The organism is Amycolatopsis sp. CFH S0740 (genome assembly GCF_004522315.1).
Taxonomy (GTDB): Bacteria; Actinomycetota; Actinomycetes; order Mycobacteriales; family Pseudonocardiaceae; genus Amycolatopsis; species Amycolatopsis nivea.
Window position 1 is genome coordinate 116,124 of the sequence record NZ_SDLS01000006.1, and the last position, 14,555, is coordinate 130,678.

Annotated in this window: 14 protein-coding genes; 3 read left to right on the top strand and 11 right to left on the bottom strand. The window is 68.7% G+C overall.

Going from position 1 to position 14,555, the window contains the following annotated elements; all coding sequences use genetic code 11:
* Window positions 1-3: 3 nt before the first annotated feature.
* Both EIZ45_RS12940 and EIZ45_RS12945 read left to right on the top strand, forming a co-directional pair.
* Window positions 4-198, top strand: a complete 195-nt coding sequence (locus EIZ45_RS12940) for a ferredoxin (protein ID WP_037818343.1) — start codon at window positions 4-6, stop codon at window positions 196-198.
* Between the two features lie 49 nt (window positions 199-247).
* Window positions 248-1,048 carry a TetR/AcrR family transcriptional regulator gene (locus tag EIZ45_RS12945; protein ID WP_134663365.1) on the top strand — a complete coding sequence of 267 codons (801 nt, stop codon included), beginning with the start codon at window positions 248-250 and terminating at the stop codon, window positions 1,046-1,048.
* Here the strand turns inward: EIZ45_RS12945 and EIZ45_RS12950 are convergent.
* From EIZ45_RS12950 to EIZ45_RS12990, 9 genes are all read right to left on the bottom strand, one after another.
* Window positions 1,014-1,766 carry a class I SAM-dependent methyltransferase gene (locus EIZ45_RS12950; RefSeq protein ID WP_134663364.1) on the bottom strand — a complete coding sequence of 251 codons (753 nt, stop codon included), beginning with the start codon at window positions 1,764-1,766 and terminating at the stop codon, window positions 1,014-1,016. The genes EIZ45_RS12945 and EIZ45_RS12950 overlap by 35 nt on opposite strands.
* A 10-nt stretch (window positions 1,767-1,776) precedes the next feature.
* On the bottom strand, window positions 1,777-2,238 hold the full coding sequence (locus tag EIZ45_RS12955; protein ID WP_134663363.1) for a hypothetical protein: 462 nt from the start codon (window positions 2,236-2,238) through the stop codon (window positions 1,777-1,779).
* Between the two features lie 14 nt (window positions 2,239-2,252).
* A complete protein-coding gene (locus EIZ45_RS12960) occupies window positions 2,253-2,753 on the bottom strand; it encodes a MarR family winged helix-turn-helix transcriptional regulator (RefSeq protein WP_134663362.1) in 501 nt (166 codons plus the stop codon).
* Window positions 2,754-2,780: 27 nt separating this feature from the next.
* Entirely contained in the window at window positions 2,781-2,984 is a 204-nt protein-coding gene (locus EIZ45_RS12965) for a hypothetical protein (protein WP_037818347.1), read from the bottom strand.
* Window positions 2,981-3,220 carry a glutaredoxin domain-containing protein gene (locus tag EIZ45_RS12970; RefSeq protein ID WP_037818348.1) on the bottom strand — a complete coding sequence of 80 codons (240 nt, stop codon included), beginning with the start codon at window positions 3,218-3,220 and terminating at the stop codon, window positions 2,981-2,983. The genes EIZ45_RS12965 and EIZ45_RS12970 overlap by 4 nt, the downstream gene beginning before the upstream one ends.
* Entirely contained in the window at window positions 3,217-5,337 is a 2,121-nt protein-coding gene (locus EIZ45_RS12975) for a phage holin family protein (RefSeq protein ID WP_134663361.1), read from the bottom strand. The genes EIZ45_RS12970 and EIZ45_RS12975 overlap by 4 nt, the downstream gene beginning before the upstream one ends.
* A complete protein-coding gene (locus EIZ45_RS12980; RefSeq protein WP_037818351.1) occupies window positions 5,334-5,921 on the bottom strand; it encodes a DedA family protein in 588 nt (195 codons plus the stop codon). Before EIZ45_RS12980 ends, EIZ45_RS12975 begins: the two co-directional genes overlap by 4 nt.
* On the bottom strand, window positions 5,918-6,709 hold the full coding sequence (locus tag EIZ45_RS12985) for an MBL fold metallo-hydrolase (protein WP_134663360.1): 792 nt from the start codon (window positions 6,707-6,709) through the stop codon (window positions 5,918-5,920). Before EIZ45_RS12985 ends, EIZ45_RS12980 begins: the two co-directional genes overlap by 4 nt.
* Before the next feature lie 501 nt (window positions 6,710-7,210).
* On the bottom strand, window positions 7,211-9,511 hold the full coding sequence (locus EIZ45_RS12990) for a germacradienol/geosmin synthase (protein ID WP_205669939.1): 2,301 nt from the start codon (window positions 9,509-9,511) through the stop codon (window positions 7,211-7,213).
* 407 nt (window positions 9,512-9,918) lie between these two features.
* Here EIZ45_RS12990 and EIZ45_RS12995 point away from each other — a divergent pair, with 407 nt between their 5' ends.
* Window positions 9,919-11,571, top strand: a complete 1,653-nt coding sequence (locus tag EIZ45_RS12995) for a sialidase family protein (RefSeq protein ID WP_167754330.1) — start codon at window positions 9,919-9,921, stop codon at window positions 11,569-11,571.
* Window positions 11,572-11,618: 47 nt separating this feature from the next.
* Here the strand turns inward: EIZ45_RS12995 and EIZ45_RS13000 are convergent, their stop codons facing one another.
* Both EIZ45_RS13000 and EIZ45_RS13005 read right to left on the bottom strand, forming a co-directional pair.
* Window positions 11,619-13,673 carry a glycoside hydrolase family 2 protein gene (locus EIZ45_RS13000; RefSeq protein ID WP_134663359.1) on the bottom strand — a complete coding sequence of 685 codons (2,055 nt, stop codon included), beginning with the start codon at window positions 13,671-13,673 and terminating at the stop codon, window positions 11,619-11,621.
* A gap of 5 nt (window positions 13,674-13,678) precedes the next feature.
* Entirely contained in the window at window positions 13,679-14,554 is an 876-nt protein-coding gene (locus EIZ45_RS13005) for a carbohydrate ABC transporter permease (RefSeq protein WP_134663358.1), read from the bottom strand.
* Window position 14,555 lies beyond the last annotated feature (1 nt).

Consider the following 14,555-nt stretch of genomic DNA (forward strand, 5'->3'; position numbering starts at 1 on the left):
GAAATGAAGGTGGTCGTGGACCAGTCCCGCTGTGTCGGGGCCGGGCAGTGCGTGCTCGTCGCGCCCGAGGTGTTCGACCAGCGCGACGAGGACGGGATCGTGGTGCTGCTGCAGGAAAACCCGCCCGCGGAACTGCAGGCGCAGGCCAAGGAAGCGGCACAGCTCTGCCCGGCGCTCGCGATCGAGGTGGACGGCTGAGCCAGCGACCCCGGCGGTCCTTTATCCTGTAAGGGGAAAGGGGTCGCCGGTGGTCGTGTTCGCGGGGCAGGGCGACGCCCGCCGTTCGATGGAGTTGCTGTGGCGCGCGGGCAGCGAACCGCGCAGCGCGCCGGGGCCGAAACCCGCGCTGAGCGTGGACCTCATCGTGAGCGCGGCGATCGAGCTCGCCGATGCCGAGGGCATGGCGGCGTTGTCGATGCGCGCGGTCGGGGAGCGGCTCGGGCGCACGGCGATGGCGCTGTACACGTACGTGCCGAGCAAGACCGAGCTGATCGACTTGATGTGCGACCAGGCGTTCGGCGATCTGCGCGATGACCACGAGCTGTCCGGCGGCTGGCGGCCCGCGTTGCTCGAACTGGCCGGCGACCTGTGGGACTTCCATCTGCGTCACCCGTGGCTGCTGCAGGTGTCCTACGCGCGGCCGGTGCTGGGTCCGGGGGAGTTCCGGATGCAGGAAACGGTGCTGCGGGTGCTGTTCGCGACCGGTCTGCCCGCCGGCCAGGTACGGCGGCTGGTGGGCGCGCTGCTCAACGTCGTGCGCGGCGCGGTGCAGATCGCCGCCGAATCCCGGTTGGCGCTGAAGGAAACCGGACTGTCCGATGAGGACTGGTGGCGTGCGCGGACGTCCGCGCTCGGCGAGCTGGCCCCGGATCTGGCGGAGCGGTACCCGAACGTCGCGCGACTGGGCGAGGAAGGGGCGCCGCCACCGCCCGCCGGAGTGTCCTATTTGGAGCACGAAGCCCGGTTGAGCTTCGACGCCGGCGTGGCGGTGCTGGCGGACGGGATCGAGGCGGCTATCGCTTGCGCGCCTCGATCAGGTACCGAGTAGTCGTCGCGACGAACGGGCCGTTCTGAAGTTCCTCGTGCAGCTCGCGCAGGCGCGGCAGGTATTCGGCCACCGTGAACCCCGGCACCATCCAGATCACCTTGCGCAGGAAGTAAATCACCGCGCCGATGTCGTGGAATTCAGTGCGGAGTTCCTCGAAGCGCAGGTCCACTACCTCGAGCCCGGCCCGCTCCGCTGCGGCTTTGGCGTGGTCTGGATGGCGGCCGTTGCGTACCTCCGGCGGTTGCGGTCCGAGGAAGTACTCGACCAGCTCGAACACGCTCCACGGCCCGACCTGTTGCGACAGATAGCGGCCGCCGGGTTTGAGGACGCGCTTGATCTCGTCCCACCACACCGTGACCGGATGCCTGCTGACGACCATTTCGAACGTGTTGTCCTGAAATGGAAGCGGCGGCTCGTCCGTGTCCGCGACGACGGTCGCGCCGCGGGGTTCCAGCAACGCGGCCGCCTTCTCGAGATTCGGCGGCCACGATTCGGTGGCGACCGTGAGCGGGGGCAGGACCGGCACGCCGGCCAGCACTTCGCCGCCGCCGGTCTGGATGTCCACAACGGACTGGACGTCCCGCAGTCGTTCGCCGAGCAGCCGTTGATACCCCCAGGACGGCCGCTGCTCGCTGGCCCGGCCGTCGAGCCAGGAGAAATCCCAGCCGTCCACCGACACCGACGCGGCCTCGTCCACCAGTTCGTCGAAGGTACGCATCCGGTGATCGTCACAAATTCGGCGCGGGCGAGCCACTCGATTTCTGCCGCTGCCCGCTGAAGAACTCCCGCGCGGACGGGGGCGCCCACAGCAGGGCAACGATGACGAGCTGCACCGCGCCGACGACCGGGACGACCGCGTGGAACATCGGCGAGGACGACCAAGAGACGGCGCTGAACACCACGGACAACAGCTGGGAGACCGTCGTGAGACGGCGGGTCCACCGTCGCGCGGTGGCCAGCTTCCAGACCAGCAGCGCGCACAGCACCAGCAGGACGCCGTGGAACACCGCGCCGGAAACCACCGCGAGATCGACGGACCGGTCGATCTCGGCCGCGGCGAACTCGGGGTGCTGGGACGCGATCTGTGTGCGCAAGGTGTCCCGGCTCGACCACATCACCACGGGCACCACCAGATGACTGATCGCCACGACGGCGAGCAGCACCCGCGCCCATTGCACTGGCGTCGGCACTGGTCGCTCCCGGATCACTGCTCCTCCTCGCTTTCCCGCACGTGCCGCGCGCGGCGCCAGCGAGGACCGGTTCCGGGCGGGCTCGTGACCGTGCCGCCGCGTTCCGCCCACGCCTGGTTGAGCCGGGTGACCAGCTCCAGCGCGGTGGTCACGTCCCGGTCCGGCCAGTCGGCGATGACCTCCGAGAAGACGGCGGCGCCCGCCTCAATCGTGGTGGCGATCTCCGCGCGTCCCTCGTCGGTCTGCCGGACGAGGAACGTGCGGGAATCGCTGGGATCGGGCTCCGCGACGACCTGTCCCGCCCGTTCCAGCGCGGCGAGGTGGCGGCTGGTCGCCGAGGCGGTGAGCCCGAGTTCGGCGGCGATCGCGGCGGGCCGGACGGGTCCCCGGGCGGCGACGGTCCCGAGCACCTGGATCCGGGTCAGGTCCAGGCGCCGGGAGAGCTGGCGGTGCCCCCGGTCGATGAGTTCCATGACCGCGCGGGCCAGGTCCGCAGAGTCGTTTCGTTGCGACACGAAACGACTTTACCAGAACGCGGCGGTCTACCTCCGCTGCGGAGCTGGCGGCACGGGTTTGGCGGCGACCACCGCGGCCAGCGGAACGACGACCAGGCCGCGTTTGGTCTCGACGGTGCAGGTGTCGGCGTCGCGGGCGCGCAACGGACCGAGGGCGTCGGTGAACCCGCCCTCGATCCGGTATCGCACGACAACCCGCGTGCCCAGCGGGAGTTCCGTCAGTGGAGTCACTGCGCGAGGTGCGCGTTCAGCTCGTCGTCGCTCGGCTCGACGAGGTGGCTGCCGTCCGCGAAGACGATGGTCGGGATGCGGCGAGCGCCGTCCTGCAGTTCGCGTACGCGGGCTTCGGCGGCGGGGTCGGCCTCGACGTCCACGTAGTCGTACTCGACGCCCTTCGCGTCGAGCAGCGCGCGGCTGCGCTTGACGTCCGGGCACCAGCTCGCGCCGTAGACGATCGGGTTGCTCATGACACTACCTCCGAGGGGACGACAGCGGGTTTGTCTTCGGCCGCACCGGGTTCCGGGTGGCCGAGGAAGGTGAGCCAGTCGCGGAACACGCGGTGCACGGCTTCCGCGCCGACGGGTTCGCCGGGTGCCGGGAATTCTCGCGGATGCAGCAGGAAGCCGCGCTGCTGCGGTCCGCCGAGTCCGCCGTGCGAGCCGACATGCCGTTCGAACGGCGAGGACTGGTCGGAGTCCGCGTCGTACCGGCTGTTGATCATGATGTCCGCGCAATGGGGGAAACTGTCGACGCGCTGGACCAGCTCGGCGGCGTACGGACCGTAGCCGGCCAGTGGGTCTTCGCCGATCACGACCCCGGTGGCCAGCCGCTTCAGTCCGTCGCGACCGAGCACCACCGGGCCGAATTCGCGGCTGCGGACCAGCAGGAACCCGACGCCGTCGTGGTCGACCAGCGTCGGCAGCAGGTCCGGGTACTCGCGTTCGATCGTCTCCAGCTCGACCCGGCCCTCGTGCTCGGTGAACGACACCATCGCCAGATGCCCGGACACGACCGCGACGACCCCGGGAGCCACCCGCGTGACCTGCCCCGGCGAGCCAGTCGCGGTGCGCGGCCGGTTGTCGGATCCTTCCGCGCCTTCGACCCTGGCCCGCAACCGTCGCGCGATCAGGCCGCCGGTCGCGGTCGCTTCGGCGAGTGCCGCGTTGACCTGCCAGCTTTCCGCCTGTCGCCGCTTTCCTTGCTCGGCAACGGGTTCGCCGCCGCAAAGCCGTCCGACGAGCGCCTCAATGGTTTCGCCGAACCGGTCGACGAACGCCTGACCTTGCGTTTGCCCATGGTCGGACAGCCCGACGATGTGGTACTTCCGCGGCGAGAGCCGACCGGCCCGCAGCAGCCGCGCGAACTGCTGGTCGATCGACCGCAGCACCTCCAGCGTGTCGAACCGTTCGATGCCGGAATGGTGCGCGACCTCGTCGTAGCCGAGGAAATCGGCGTACACCACCGGCCGTCCGGCGAGCATGTCGCCGATGATCGCGGACACCACGACGTCGCGCGCGATCACCGTCGTGCCCGGCCGGGCGAGCGGGTAGACGCCGCCGCGCGGAATCCGCGGCAGCACTCCCGCGCGCCGCTGTTTGGCCGCCGCGGACAGTTCGCGGACGACGTCGGCGAGCGCGACCCCGAAGGTGCGCAACACGTTGACCGGATTGGCGAAGTAGGCACGGTACCCAGCGCCGACCCGGTCCCGGCGACGCTTGCGCGGCGTGAGCACCGGCACCGAACTCATGGTCAGGCTGACGTGCGGGGCGTCGCCGGAGAAGAGGTTGCCGTGGCTCGCGCCGCCGATCGACAGCAGGCCGCGCCCGTCGCTGTGCCGCCGCTCGATCTCCGCCGCGTCGGACGGATGCGCGCACGCCATGACGTGGTCGCGGTCCTTTTCGTACCAGCGGAAACCGAGGATGTCGTGGTTGGAACCGTGCAGGATCCCGCAGACGCTCGCGCCGGTCTGCGAACTCCAGTCGGTGTGCCAGCGGGTGAGCGAATGCGTGCCCTCGGACAGCCACTTGGCGAAGGTCGGCATGTCCCCGTCCCGCACGGCGCGGCGGACGGTGTCGTAACCGAGCCCGTCGATCTGCAGGAAGACCACGCCGGGCGGTTGATCGGCGAAATCGGTGCGGTGCTTCGCTTTCCGCCGGCGGCGAGCGGCGCGCCGGAAGAAGATCTCGTCCTCGTCGACGGCCAGCACGCTGGAGATCACCGCGCCCACCGCGGACATGGCGACGGTGATGACGACGGCTGTCGAGAAACCGTGCAGCTCAACGCCGGGTACGGCCTGGAGGATCGCCAGTGCCGCGGCGCTGAGCAGGATGTAGGTGCCGACGCCGAGGGTGAAGTACGCGATCGGCCACGCCACCCGCACCACGAGCGGCCACACCACCGAGATGAGCAGGCCGAGGATCAGCGCGCAGACCGTCGGCTGCCACCACGACTGCATCGTGAAGCGGTCGAGCCACGCGTCGAGCAGCCGCAACGCGCCGGTGACCGCCACCCAGACCAGCAGGACCCGCGCGACGACCCGGCCGCCGCGCAGCAACCGGCCCTTCGCCGGAGCAGGTGTCGTCATCGATGTCCTCCCGTCTGATGGGCCGCCCGTTTCTTGGAGATCAGCGTGGTCAGCACGGTCACCAGCAGCACCAGGACGGTGGCGAGCAGCGTCGCGATCAGCGGCGAGTCGAAGATGCCGCCGCTGAGGATGCCCAGCAGCGAGTACGCCACCGCCCACAGCACGCAGGCCAGCAGGCCGGACGGGAGGAACTTGCGCCAGGGATAGCCGAGCGTGCCCGCGGCGAGCAGCACCGGGATGCGTCCGGCGGGCACCAGGCGGCCGATCACCACGAGCTGCCAGCCGCGTCTCGCGAACTGCTCGCGGCCTTTAGCGAGGCGTTCGGCTTGTTGTCGTCGTTCGACGAAACGCAGGAGGGGTTCACTGCCGAACCTCGGGACGGCGAAAGTGATCACGTCGCCCAGGTACGCGCCCGCGACCGCCAGCAGGATCACCAGCGGGAGCGAGAGGTGGTCGGTGGTCATCGCGACCGCGGCCGCCGCGCCGACGAGCGCGCCGGTCGGGACGATGGGGATCACGGAGCCGAGCAGTACTCCGCCGAACAGCGCCGGGTAGCCGATCGCTGACGGGTCTGTCCAATTCACCCGCGCTCCTCGCGAGTCGGGAGCAGGACGTCGGAGCCGGGGCGGGTGTGCAGGACCTCGGTGTCCAGGCCTAGACAGCGGACGTGGTGCGCGAACGTGCGCGGGGGTTCCACGAGGAGCTGGCGCATCTTGGCGGTGCGGTGGATGCCGGGGACGGCGAGCGTTCCCCAGTGGACTGGGACCGCCGTGCGGGCCTGGAGGAGAGCGGCGGCTTCGGCGGCTCGTTCCGGGGTGAGGTGGCCTGGGCCGAGGTTCGGGCCCCAGCCCCAGACGGGGAGGAGAGCTACGTCCACCGGGCCCAGGTCGGCCATGCCGGGGAAGAGGTCGGTGTCGCCTGCGGAGTAGATCCGCTGGTTGTCGGCCTCGAGGAGGTGGCCGAGGGCGGGGCTTTGCGGGCCGTGGGTGAGGCGAGGACCCCAGCGGTGGCCGGAGTGGACCGCTTCGGTGGCGGTGATGTTCATCGGGCCGCTGGTGATGGTTTGGCCCGGGGAGATTTCTTCCACCTCGGTGAAGCCTCGTTTGGCCAGCCAGGAGCCCGCGCCTCGGGGGACGACGATTCTCGTGTGCTTGCCGAGGAGTTTCAGGGAGGGGAGGTGGAGGTGGTCGCCGTGGAGGTGGGAGATGAGGACGACGTCTACCGCGGTCCATGAGGAGACGTCGGGTTTGGGGGCTACTCGGGTTAGCGGGCCTACCCAGCGGGTGAGGACTGGGTCGGTGAGGGCGACCTGGCCGGCTAGCTCCACGCGGGTGGACGCGTGGCCTAGGAAGTGGAGGTTCGGGCTGGTCACGGGTTCGAGTATTGCTGGATGTGCGGCTGGATGCTCGGTGGAGTGGTGGGGGGCACCCTTTGGGGCTGTTGGTTTGCTTGGCGGCTCGTCGCCTGGCGGCGACATCGCTTGGTGGTTGCGTGGGGCACCCCGAAGCTTGATTGTGCTGACGGGCGGTGGGTGCTTGTCAAGGCGGGAAAGATGCCTTGACAAGCACCCACCGCCCGCAGGGAGGCTTCGTATCGGGGTGCGGGGGAGGGGCTGGGTGCCTCGCTCGTTGGGTGCATCGGCTGCGGCGGGGTGCCTTGATCGTTGGGTGCGCCGGGTGCGGTTTGGGTGGGGGTGGGGCTAGCGCCCCAATGTGGCATTGGGTGCGTCAGATGCACCCAATGTGGCGTTCGGTGCGTGGGATGCACCCAATGCCGCATTGGGGCGCATCCCGGCGGGCGGTGGGCTAGTCGTGGGTCGTGAGGGGAACCCTCACGGAATCAGAGTTCCTCAGGGTTCCCCTCACGTACTTCGTCAGTGTGGGGTTGGGCTGGATGGGGCGGGGATGTGCAGGGATTTGGTGCCTAAGCCCGTTGCGTTCAGGTGGAAGCGGGGGGTTGCGCCGAGCGGGACGTGGGGGGTGCCGGTGCAGCCTGGGTGTTGCATGGGGTTAGCAGCGGGTGGGGTCGGTTCGGCGGTGAGCTGTGCGGCGCGGACTCGGTCCAGTTCTTCGTCTGTGTACCGGGCGGATTCGTGGTGCCAGTTCGCGATGCCGGTCATCAGGTTTTTCAGCAGGTCCGCGTAAGCGGTGAGCGTGTCTCGTGCTTTTGTGTCCAGGCCGTAGTCGGCGAAGAGGCCTGGCAGGCCTACGTCTGCTGCGTGGCGGAACTCGGCGAGTCTTGCTTCCGCTAGATCAGCGACGATGCGGATGGCTCGGTCCTGCTCGACGTCCAGGAAGGACCGTACTACCAGCACCGCGTTGTGCAGGGTGCCTTCGTACTCGATTTCCTTGCGGTAGGAGAACAAATCGTTGATCAGCCAGGCGTAGTCGGCGGCGGAGTCTTCCAGTGCTTCGATGACTCGGCTCCGGTGGATTTCCTCGGGGACGGTGCGGCTGTTGGTCAGCCTGCTGATACTCGCCACCAGGTCGGAACCGAAGGCGCGGCGGCGCATCTCGACGTAGTCGATGGGGTCGGGGATGCGGTTTTGGGCTTGGGTGGCCGCTTCCCATACCCAGGCGTCGATCATCGACTCGACTGTGGCGCGGAAGGTTTCGCGTTCGGCGGGGCTCAGGGGGCCGGTGGTGCGTTGCCAGAGGTCCGCTAGACCGGTTTCCAGCGCGGTTTGCGGTGAGGGAGGGGGCTCGCCGATGGTGGGCATGAAGAGTTTGAGGCGTTCGGTGGTCAGTCTGGTGGCGGACAGGTCAGACGAGAGGACTTCTGTGTAGTAGTCGTCGGCGTAGGTGCCCCAGGTGAGCCAGTCGTTGGTGAGGGAGACCTGTTCCGGGGGAGCGTCGGGGCAGATGCCTGCGGTGGCCAGTGGCACGTCGGACGCGCGCAGGCGGGCGGTGTCCCAGACTCCCTCGGACAGGAGACCTATGCGGCGTGGCCAATCGGCGATTTTCGTGCGTTCCGCGGAGAGGTGCGGGCTGAGTCGCAGGGGGAAGGGCAGGGGCAGGGCGGGCAGAGGGACTGGGCCTAGTTGTTCGTGAGGGTGGTGGGTGAAAGATCGTGTGCGTTGCGGGGCGGTGGTGGCGACGGAGCGGAAGATGCGGGCGGCGGAGGTGCCCAGTCCGGAAGGGCCGCCTAGCAACTCTGGGCCGCCTCGGGCTTCTAGGGCGCCTTCGTTCATGTAGCGGCTCGAGCGCAGATGCCATTCGTGTCCGCCGGATTGCCAGTCTTGCAGGCCTTTGACGTACGCGAAGGTTTCGGCTCGCCCGGCTGGTTGTACGCCGTGTTCGTCGAAGAGGGCGGGGACTTCGGTGAGGGCGGTGTGCTCGAATTGGTGCAAGCGCGAGGTTAGCAAGTCGTTTACCGCGTCCGCGGCCTCTTGGGTGGTGCAGCCCAGGAACTTTTCGAAGACCAGGACGCTGTTGGAAAGTTCGCCTTCGTCCTCGACTTCGCGCTGGTAGGAGAAGAGGTCGTTGCGGAGGTGGACGGCGTCGGCGAAGCAGTCGCGCAGGACTTCCATCGGGCGTTTCGCCGCGATTTCGTCCGGGACCTCGGCGTTCAGGGAGTGTTCGATCAGGTTCGCCGACCAGGGGGCACCGCCGACTTTGCGGCGCATGGCGACGTATTCGATCGGGTTCGCGACCCGGCTTTCGTTGATGTTGGCCAGTTCCCAGAGAGATTCGTCGAGGAGGTTGCGCGTGCTTTCGCGGAAGCGTCGCCGCCAGGCCGCGGACCGGTGCGGGACAGTGCGGTTCCACAGATCGGTCAGGCCGCGTTCGACGGGGTTTTCCGGGGTATCGGTGATTTCGCCCTCGGCGGGCATGAAACGAGCGATCCGGTCCAGATAACCGCGGGCGTGTTCGATGTCGCCGGTGCGTTTGAACAGTTCCAGGAAATGGTCGTCGAAATAGAATACCCAGACGTACCAGTCCGTGACGAGGTCGAGTTCCTGCGGGGCGGCGTCGGGATGGGTGTAGGAACACAAGAGCGCGTAGTCGTGGGAGTCGAGGTCGTGCTCGTTCCAGATGACGGTGCCGTGCTGGGGCACGTCGATCATGTCCATCGTGTACGCCCATGCCTTGCTGTGCTTCCGCGCGCCGTCCAGGTGCGGGTTCAGCCGGGCCGGGTACGACAGATAGAACTCGGGCAGGACGAACGGCTGCACGCGGGCTCCCCTCGCGGTCGCGGGTACCGACACCACGAGGCAAACAGACCGCACCGGCGCGGCGGAAGGCCCGCCACTCCGGCGAACCGGGCGGTCGCCCGGGCGGCCTAGCGGAGGCCGGCGCGGGATCGCCCCTGTGTGCTGTCGCGTCGCTCGTCGGTGCGGGGCGCGCCGACATCCGGGTAGGGACGCGGTAACCGGTGCGAACGATTGCACGGGCGGCCCGAACAGCTTATTGCAACGTGTGCAAACTGGAGTATTCTCAGTTTTTCACACGATGGCAAAGCGGCCCGGATCCCCGTGGCGGCCCTCTTCGAGACGACTCGGCACGGCGGCGAGAGAAGGCCGCACGCGTGGGCCGTCGTGCCCAGGGGCCGCGGCGCTGTCCCGTCCTAGGAGTGACGCTCATGTCGCCTGGTCCCCTGGCTTCTCGTTCTGGTCCACGACGGCGCGGTGCGCTGGTCGCGGCGGTAGTGCTCGTCGCGGCCGCGCTCCCGCAAGGCGTCGCCGTCGCGGCGACGACGTCTGGCGGAGTGCTTTACCGGCCCAGCACCGCGAGTGGTTCCACCGAAGACGCGAGCTATCCGCGGGTCATCCGTCTCGAACACAACGGCGGCGCCAACGGCACGCTGCTCGCGACGTTCTCTCATTCCGGCACCGGCGTCGGAAAGGCGAACTTCCCGATCTACCGCTCGACCGACAACGGTGTGACGTGGACTTCCTCGCCGATCAGCACGGTCACCGACACCCAGCACGGCTGGGATCTCGACGGCCCGACGCTCTACGAACTGCCGCGCGCCGAAGGGTCGCTGCCGGCTGGCACGCTGCTCGCCGCGGGCACCGCCTGGAACCACGGCGACTACACGCAGCAGGCGGTGGAGGTGTTCGCGTCCACCGATCAGGGAGCGAGCTGGACCTACCGCAGTTCGTGCGCGGCCGAGTCCGGCATGGCCAACACGATCGGGCACGGCATCTGGGAGCCGGAGTTCGAGACCACCAGCCACGGTCTCGTCTGCTACTTCTCCGACGAACGCCCGTCCTCGAACGGGTACGCCCAGGTGCTCGCGCACACCGTCTCCGCCGACGGCGGCCTGACCTGGGGGAGCGAGGTCTACGACGTCGCGGTGCAAAACGGTGTCGACCGGCCGGGGATGGCCACCGTCGTCCCGCTGCCCAACGGCTCCTACGCGATGACCTACGAGGACTGCAAAGCCGGCGCCGACCCGGATCAGGCCTGCGACGTCTACATCAAGACCTCGGCGGACGCCGAATCGTGGAACCCCGGCAGCCTCGGCACCCGGATCGAAACCGCTGACCACCGCTTCCTGCTGCACACGCCGTATCTGACGTGGTCGCCCGCCGGCGGCGCGAACGGGACCCTCGTCGCGTCCGGACAGCGGGTCGTCGCGGGCACCGACGGATCGCTGGCCGTGCAGCCGGAAGACGGGCACGTGCTGTTCGTGAACCGGAACCTCGGATCCGGTGCCTGGCAGGAGATCACCACGCCGGTGACCACCGCTCCGACCGGCGGCTACGACGCGGGCGAGACAGCGTGCGCCGGGTACAGCTCCCCGTTGCTCGGCGCGTCGTCCGGCAACACCTTCCTGATGCTCGCGGGCACACACCTGTCCACCGGCAAATGCGAAACCGCCTTCGGCACGGCGACGCTGCCGAACGCGCAGGGCCAGATCACCGGCCCCGCGGGCAAATGCGTTGACGTGAACACCAACACGTCCGTCAACGGCAACGCGGTGCAGCTCTACACCTGCGGCATCGCGACCGGTCAGCAGTGGTCTCTGGAAACCGACGGCACGATCCGCGCCTTCGACAAATGCCTCAACATCGTCGGCGGCAGCACTGCCAACTTCGCCAAGGTAGAGCTGCGCGACTGCCTTGGCACGCCTGCACAGCAGTGGCAGGCACGGGCCGACGGATCGATCTACAACCCGCCATCGGGCCGCTGCCTGGACGATCCGCAGGCCCAGACGGCGGACGGCACGCAGCTGCAGATCTATGACTGCAATGGGCTGTTCACTCAGTCCTGGCACGTTCCTGCTTGAGCGGAAAGGGCGGTCAGCTCAAGCTGGCCGCCCTTTCCCGCGAACGGTCACTCCCGCGCGCCGCGCCGGTTCAATTCCTCCACCACGGCCGCGTCCACGAAGGTCCGCGCTGCTGTCCCGCTTTCAGTCTCCAGCCAGAGATGCAGCCGCGCCGGGCCGCCCGGTGCGGGGACGGTCAGCGGGAACGCGTCGCTGAGCCGGAACGGTTTCGCTTGCGCGGCAACGGAATCCATCGACTCCGGGAGAGTGCGCGAGCCAGCGGCTCCCCACCCCGCGTGCAGTGTTCCCGCGATCGGTTCCGTCCCGGTGTGCGACACGTGCACGTCCAAGGTCAGCGGCTCCGCGGGAACCGGCAGGTCCGCGCCCGCGTGCGCCGGGACCAGGTCGACTACCAGCGTCGTCGGCGCGAACGCGTCGGCCGGGTCGAGCCCGCCCCAGTCCTTGGGCCGCCGGTGTGCGTCCAGCAGGCCCGCCATTTCGTGTTCCACATCGGTCAGTTCGGTGTAGATGTACCCGGAAAACCGGTCGTGCCTGCGGATTTCCTGCGTCTGCCAGCGCACGTGCCACGCTCGTTCCAGGCTGGTGAACCCCGCGCCGTATTCGCTGTTCAGCACCGGCACTCCGGAGCGCGGGAAGCTGGCCGAGCCGTAGAACGATTTGTCGACAAGGAAGTCCGCCCGGAGCTTGACCTCGAAGGACTCCCGTTCGCCGGACGCGAGCGCGGCGAGGTTGTCGGCCCAGCGGCGCGGGTCTTCGTCGTAGTAGTGCCAGTCGACCAGATCCGTCTTCACGTGCGCCCAGCCGGAGTTCTCCACGATCGGGCGGGTGTCGTCGAGCGAGCGCAGGAGGTCGTAAGCGTGCGTTGCCGCGGCGGCGCGCTCGGGGCTGCCCGGGATGTCCCAGTCCAGGCCCCATTCTTCGTTGTACAGCCCCCAGATGACGATCGAGGGATGGTTGCCGTCGCGGCGCACGAGGCCCGGCAGTTGTGCCTCGAAAGCGGCGGCCGCGGCCGGGCTGAACCGGCTGGGGGCAGGCGGTTCAGCCCACACCAGCATCCCCATCCGGTCCGCGTGGTGCAGCCAGCGCGGTTCCTCGGGCTTGAGATGCTTGCGCACCAGGGAAAAACCGAGTTCCCGGGCCAGTTCGAGGTCGCGGACCAGCGCTTCGTCGTCCGGTGCGGTGAGCCCGCTCTCCGGCCAGTATCCCTGGTCCAGCACCCCGCGCACGTACAGCCGTTCCCCGTTGAGATACAACGCTTCGCCGCGGGTTTCGATCCGGCGCAGCCCGCCGGTCACGGTCAGCCGGTCGGCGTCGTCGCCCTCGCCGACGGTCAGCGCGATGGAGTACAGATGCGGTGATTCCGGGCTCCACAGCTGAGGGTCGGGAATGTCCAGCCGTCCGGAGAACCGCGCGTCGCGCACCGGGAGGACGGTCTCGCGGCCTTCGAGTTGAGCGACCACGACCGCGGTGTCCGGAGCGTCGCCAGCGAGGTCACCGGTGATGTCGAAGCCGGTCAGCGAATCGCCGCGCACGGAAACTTCGGCGGCGTACGTGCGCCCGCGGGCCTCCAGCCAGACGCTCTGCCAGATCCCGGACGTCGGCGTGAACGAAACGCCGTCGTAGTCGTCCCGCGGGATCGAACGCTGTTTGCCGTGCGGGATTTCGCGTTTGTCCGCCGGTGCCTCGACTTCCACGGCCAGCTCGGCGGGACGGCCAGGTTCGAGCACCTCGGTGACGTCGAACTCGAACGAGCTGTACCCGCCGACGTGCGAGCCAATGGGCACGCCGTCGATCGAGACGGTCGCCCGGTGATGCACGGCGCCGAAACACAGCACCACGCGGCGTCCGCTCCACTCCGGCGGAACCGTGACCGTACGGGCATAGACCGCGCGCGGCAGCCAGGTCCGCTGCACGCCGGAAGCAGCGGTCTCCCAGGCGAACGGAACGATGATCGACTCGGGAGCCCCGTCGTCGGCGATGAACCGCCAGCGGCCGTTGAGGCTCAGCCACCGCGCGGATCGGTCCCGGTCGGGGCGCGGGTATCCGGGCCGGGGAACCGCCTCTTCGCTGCGCGGGTCGGCGGCGTTCTCGGCAATCGTCATGTGTGTCAGCCCTTTACGCTTCCGGCGAGGATGCCGTTGATGAAATGCTTCTGCAGCACGATGAACAGGATCAGGAGCGGAACGAGCGCGATCGACGCGGCGGCGAGCAGTTCGCCGGTGACGGTCGCGTAATCCGAGCCCACGCGGTTGCCCGAGATGTTCTGGGCGAGCGTCGAGAGAACGACCTGGAGGGTGGCCATCCGGCTGGAGCTGGCCGCCACCACCGGCCAGACGAAATCGTTGTAGATGTTCATGATCGTCAGCACGCCCAGTCCGGCCAGCCCCGGCCGGATCGCCGGGACGACCACCCGCCAGAAGATGCCGAACTCGCCGCAGCCGTCCACCCTGGCCGCGTCGAGCAGTTCGTCCGGCACCGCCGCGATCACCTGGCGCATCCAGAAAATCGCGAACGCGTCGACCGAACCGGGCAGGATCAGCGCCTGGTAGGTGTTGACCCAGCCGAGTTCCTTCATCTCCAGCAGCAGCGGGATGACGAGCACGATCGTCGGCAGCATCAAGGTGAGCAGCACGGCGCCGAAGATCAGGTTCCGGCCCGCGAAGCGGTACTTCGCGAACGCGTAGGCCGCCAGCGGCGCGCAGAACATCGTGATCGCGCCCTTCGCCGCGAGCACGACGGCGGTGTTGAGAAAGCCGCTGCCGATCGGGACGTCCTGGAACATCCCGCGGAAATTGGCGAGGGTGAACGTCGCCGGGTCGAACCCGAGCGGATTCCGGATGATCTCGCCCGCCGGTTTGAACGAGGACAGGATCGCCCACACCACCGGCGCGAGCAGCGCGACGGTGAGCACGAGCAGGAACGCGTGCGAGCCGAGCAGCGGGCGGGCGGACTTCCACCGCTCCCGGACGTCGAGGGTGGTCATG

Bases quoted from the DNA above. Each gene is read 5' to 3' on its own strand.
- EIZ45_RS13005 (WP_134663358.1), bottom strand. From the start codon at position 14,554: ATGACCACCCTCGACGTCCGGGAGCGGTGGAAGTCCGCCCGCCCGCTG.
- EIZ45_RS12995 (WP_167754330.1), top strand. From the start codon at position 9,919: ATGTCGCCTGGTCCCCTGGCTTCTCGTTCTGGTCCACGACGGCGCGGT.
- EIZ45_RS12950 (WP_134663364.1), bottom strand. From the start codon at position 1,766: ATGCGTACCTTCGACGAACTGGTGGACGAGGCCGCGTCGGTGTCGGTG.
- EIZ45_RS12970 (WP_037818348.1), bottom strand. From the start codon at position 3,220: ATGAGCAACCCGATCGTCTACGGCGCGAGCTGGTGCCCGGACGTCAAG.
- EIZ45_RS12975 (WP_134663361.1), bottom strand. From the start codon at position 5,337: ATGACGACACCTGCTCCGGCGAAGGGCCGGTTGCTGCGCGGCGGCCGG.
- EIZ45_RS13000 (WP_134663359.1), bottom strand. From the start codon at position 13,673: ATGACGATTGCCGAGAACGCCGCCGACCCGCGCAGCGAAGAGGCGGTT.
- EIZ45_RS12940 (WP_037818343.1), top strand. From the start codon at position 4: ATGAAGGTGGTCGTGGACCAGTCCCGCTGTGTCGGGGCCGGGCAGTGC.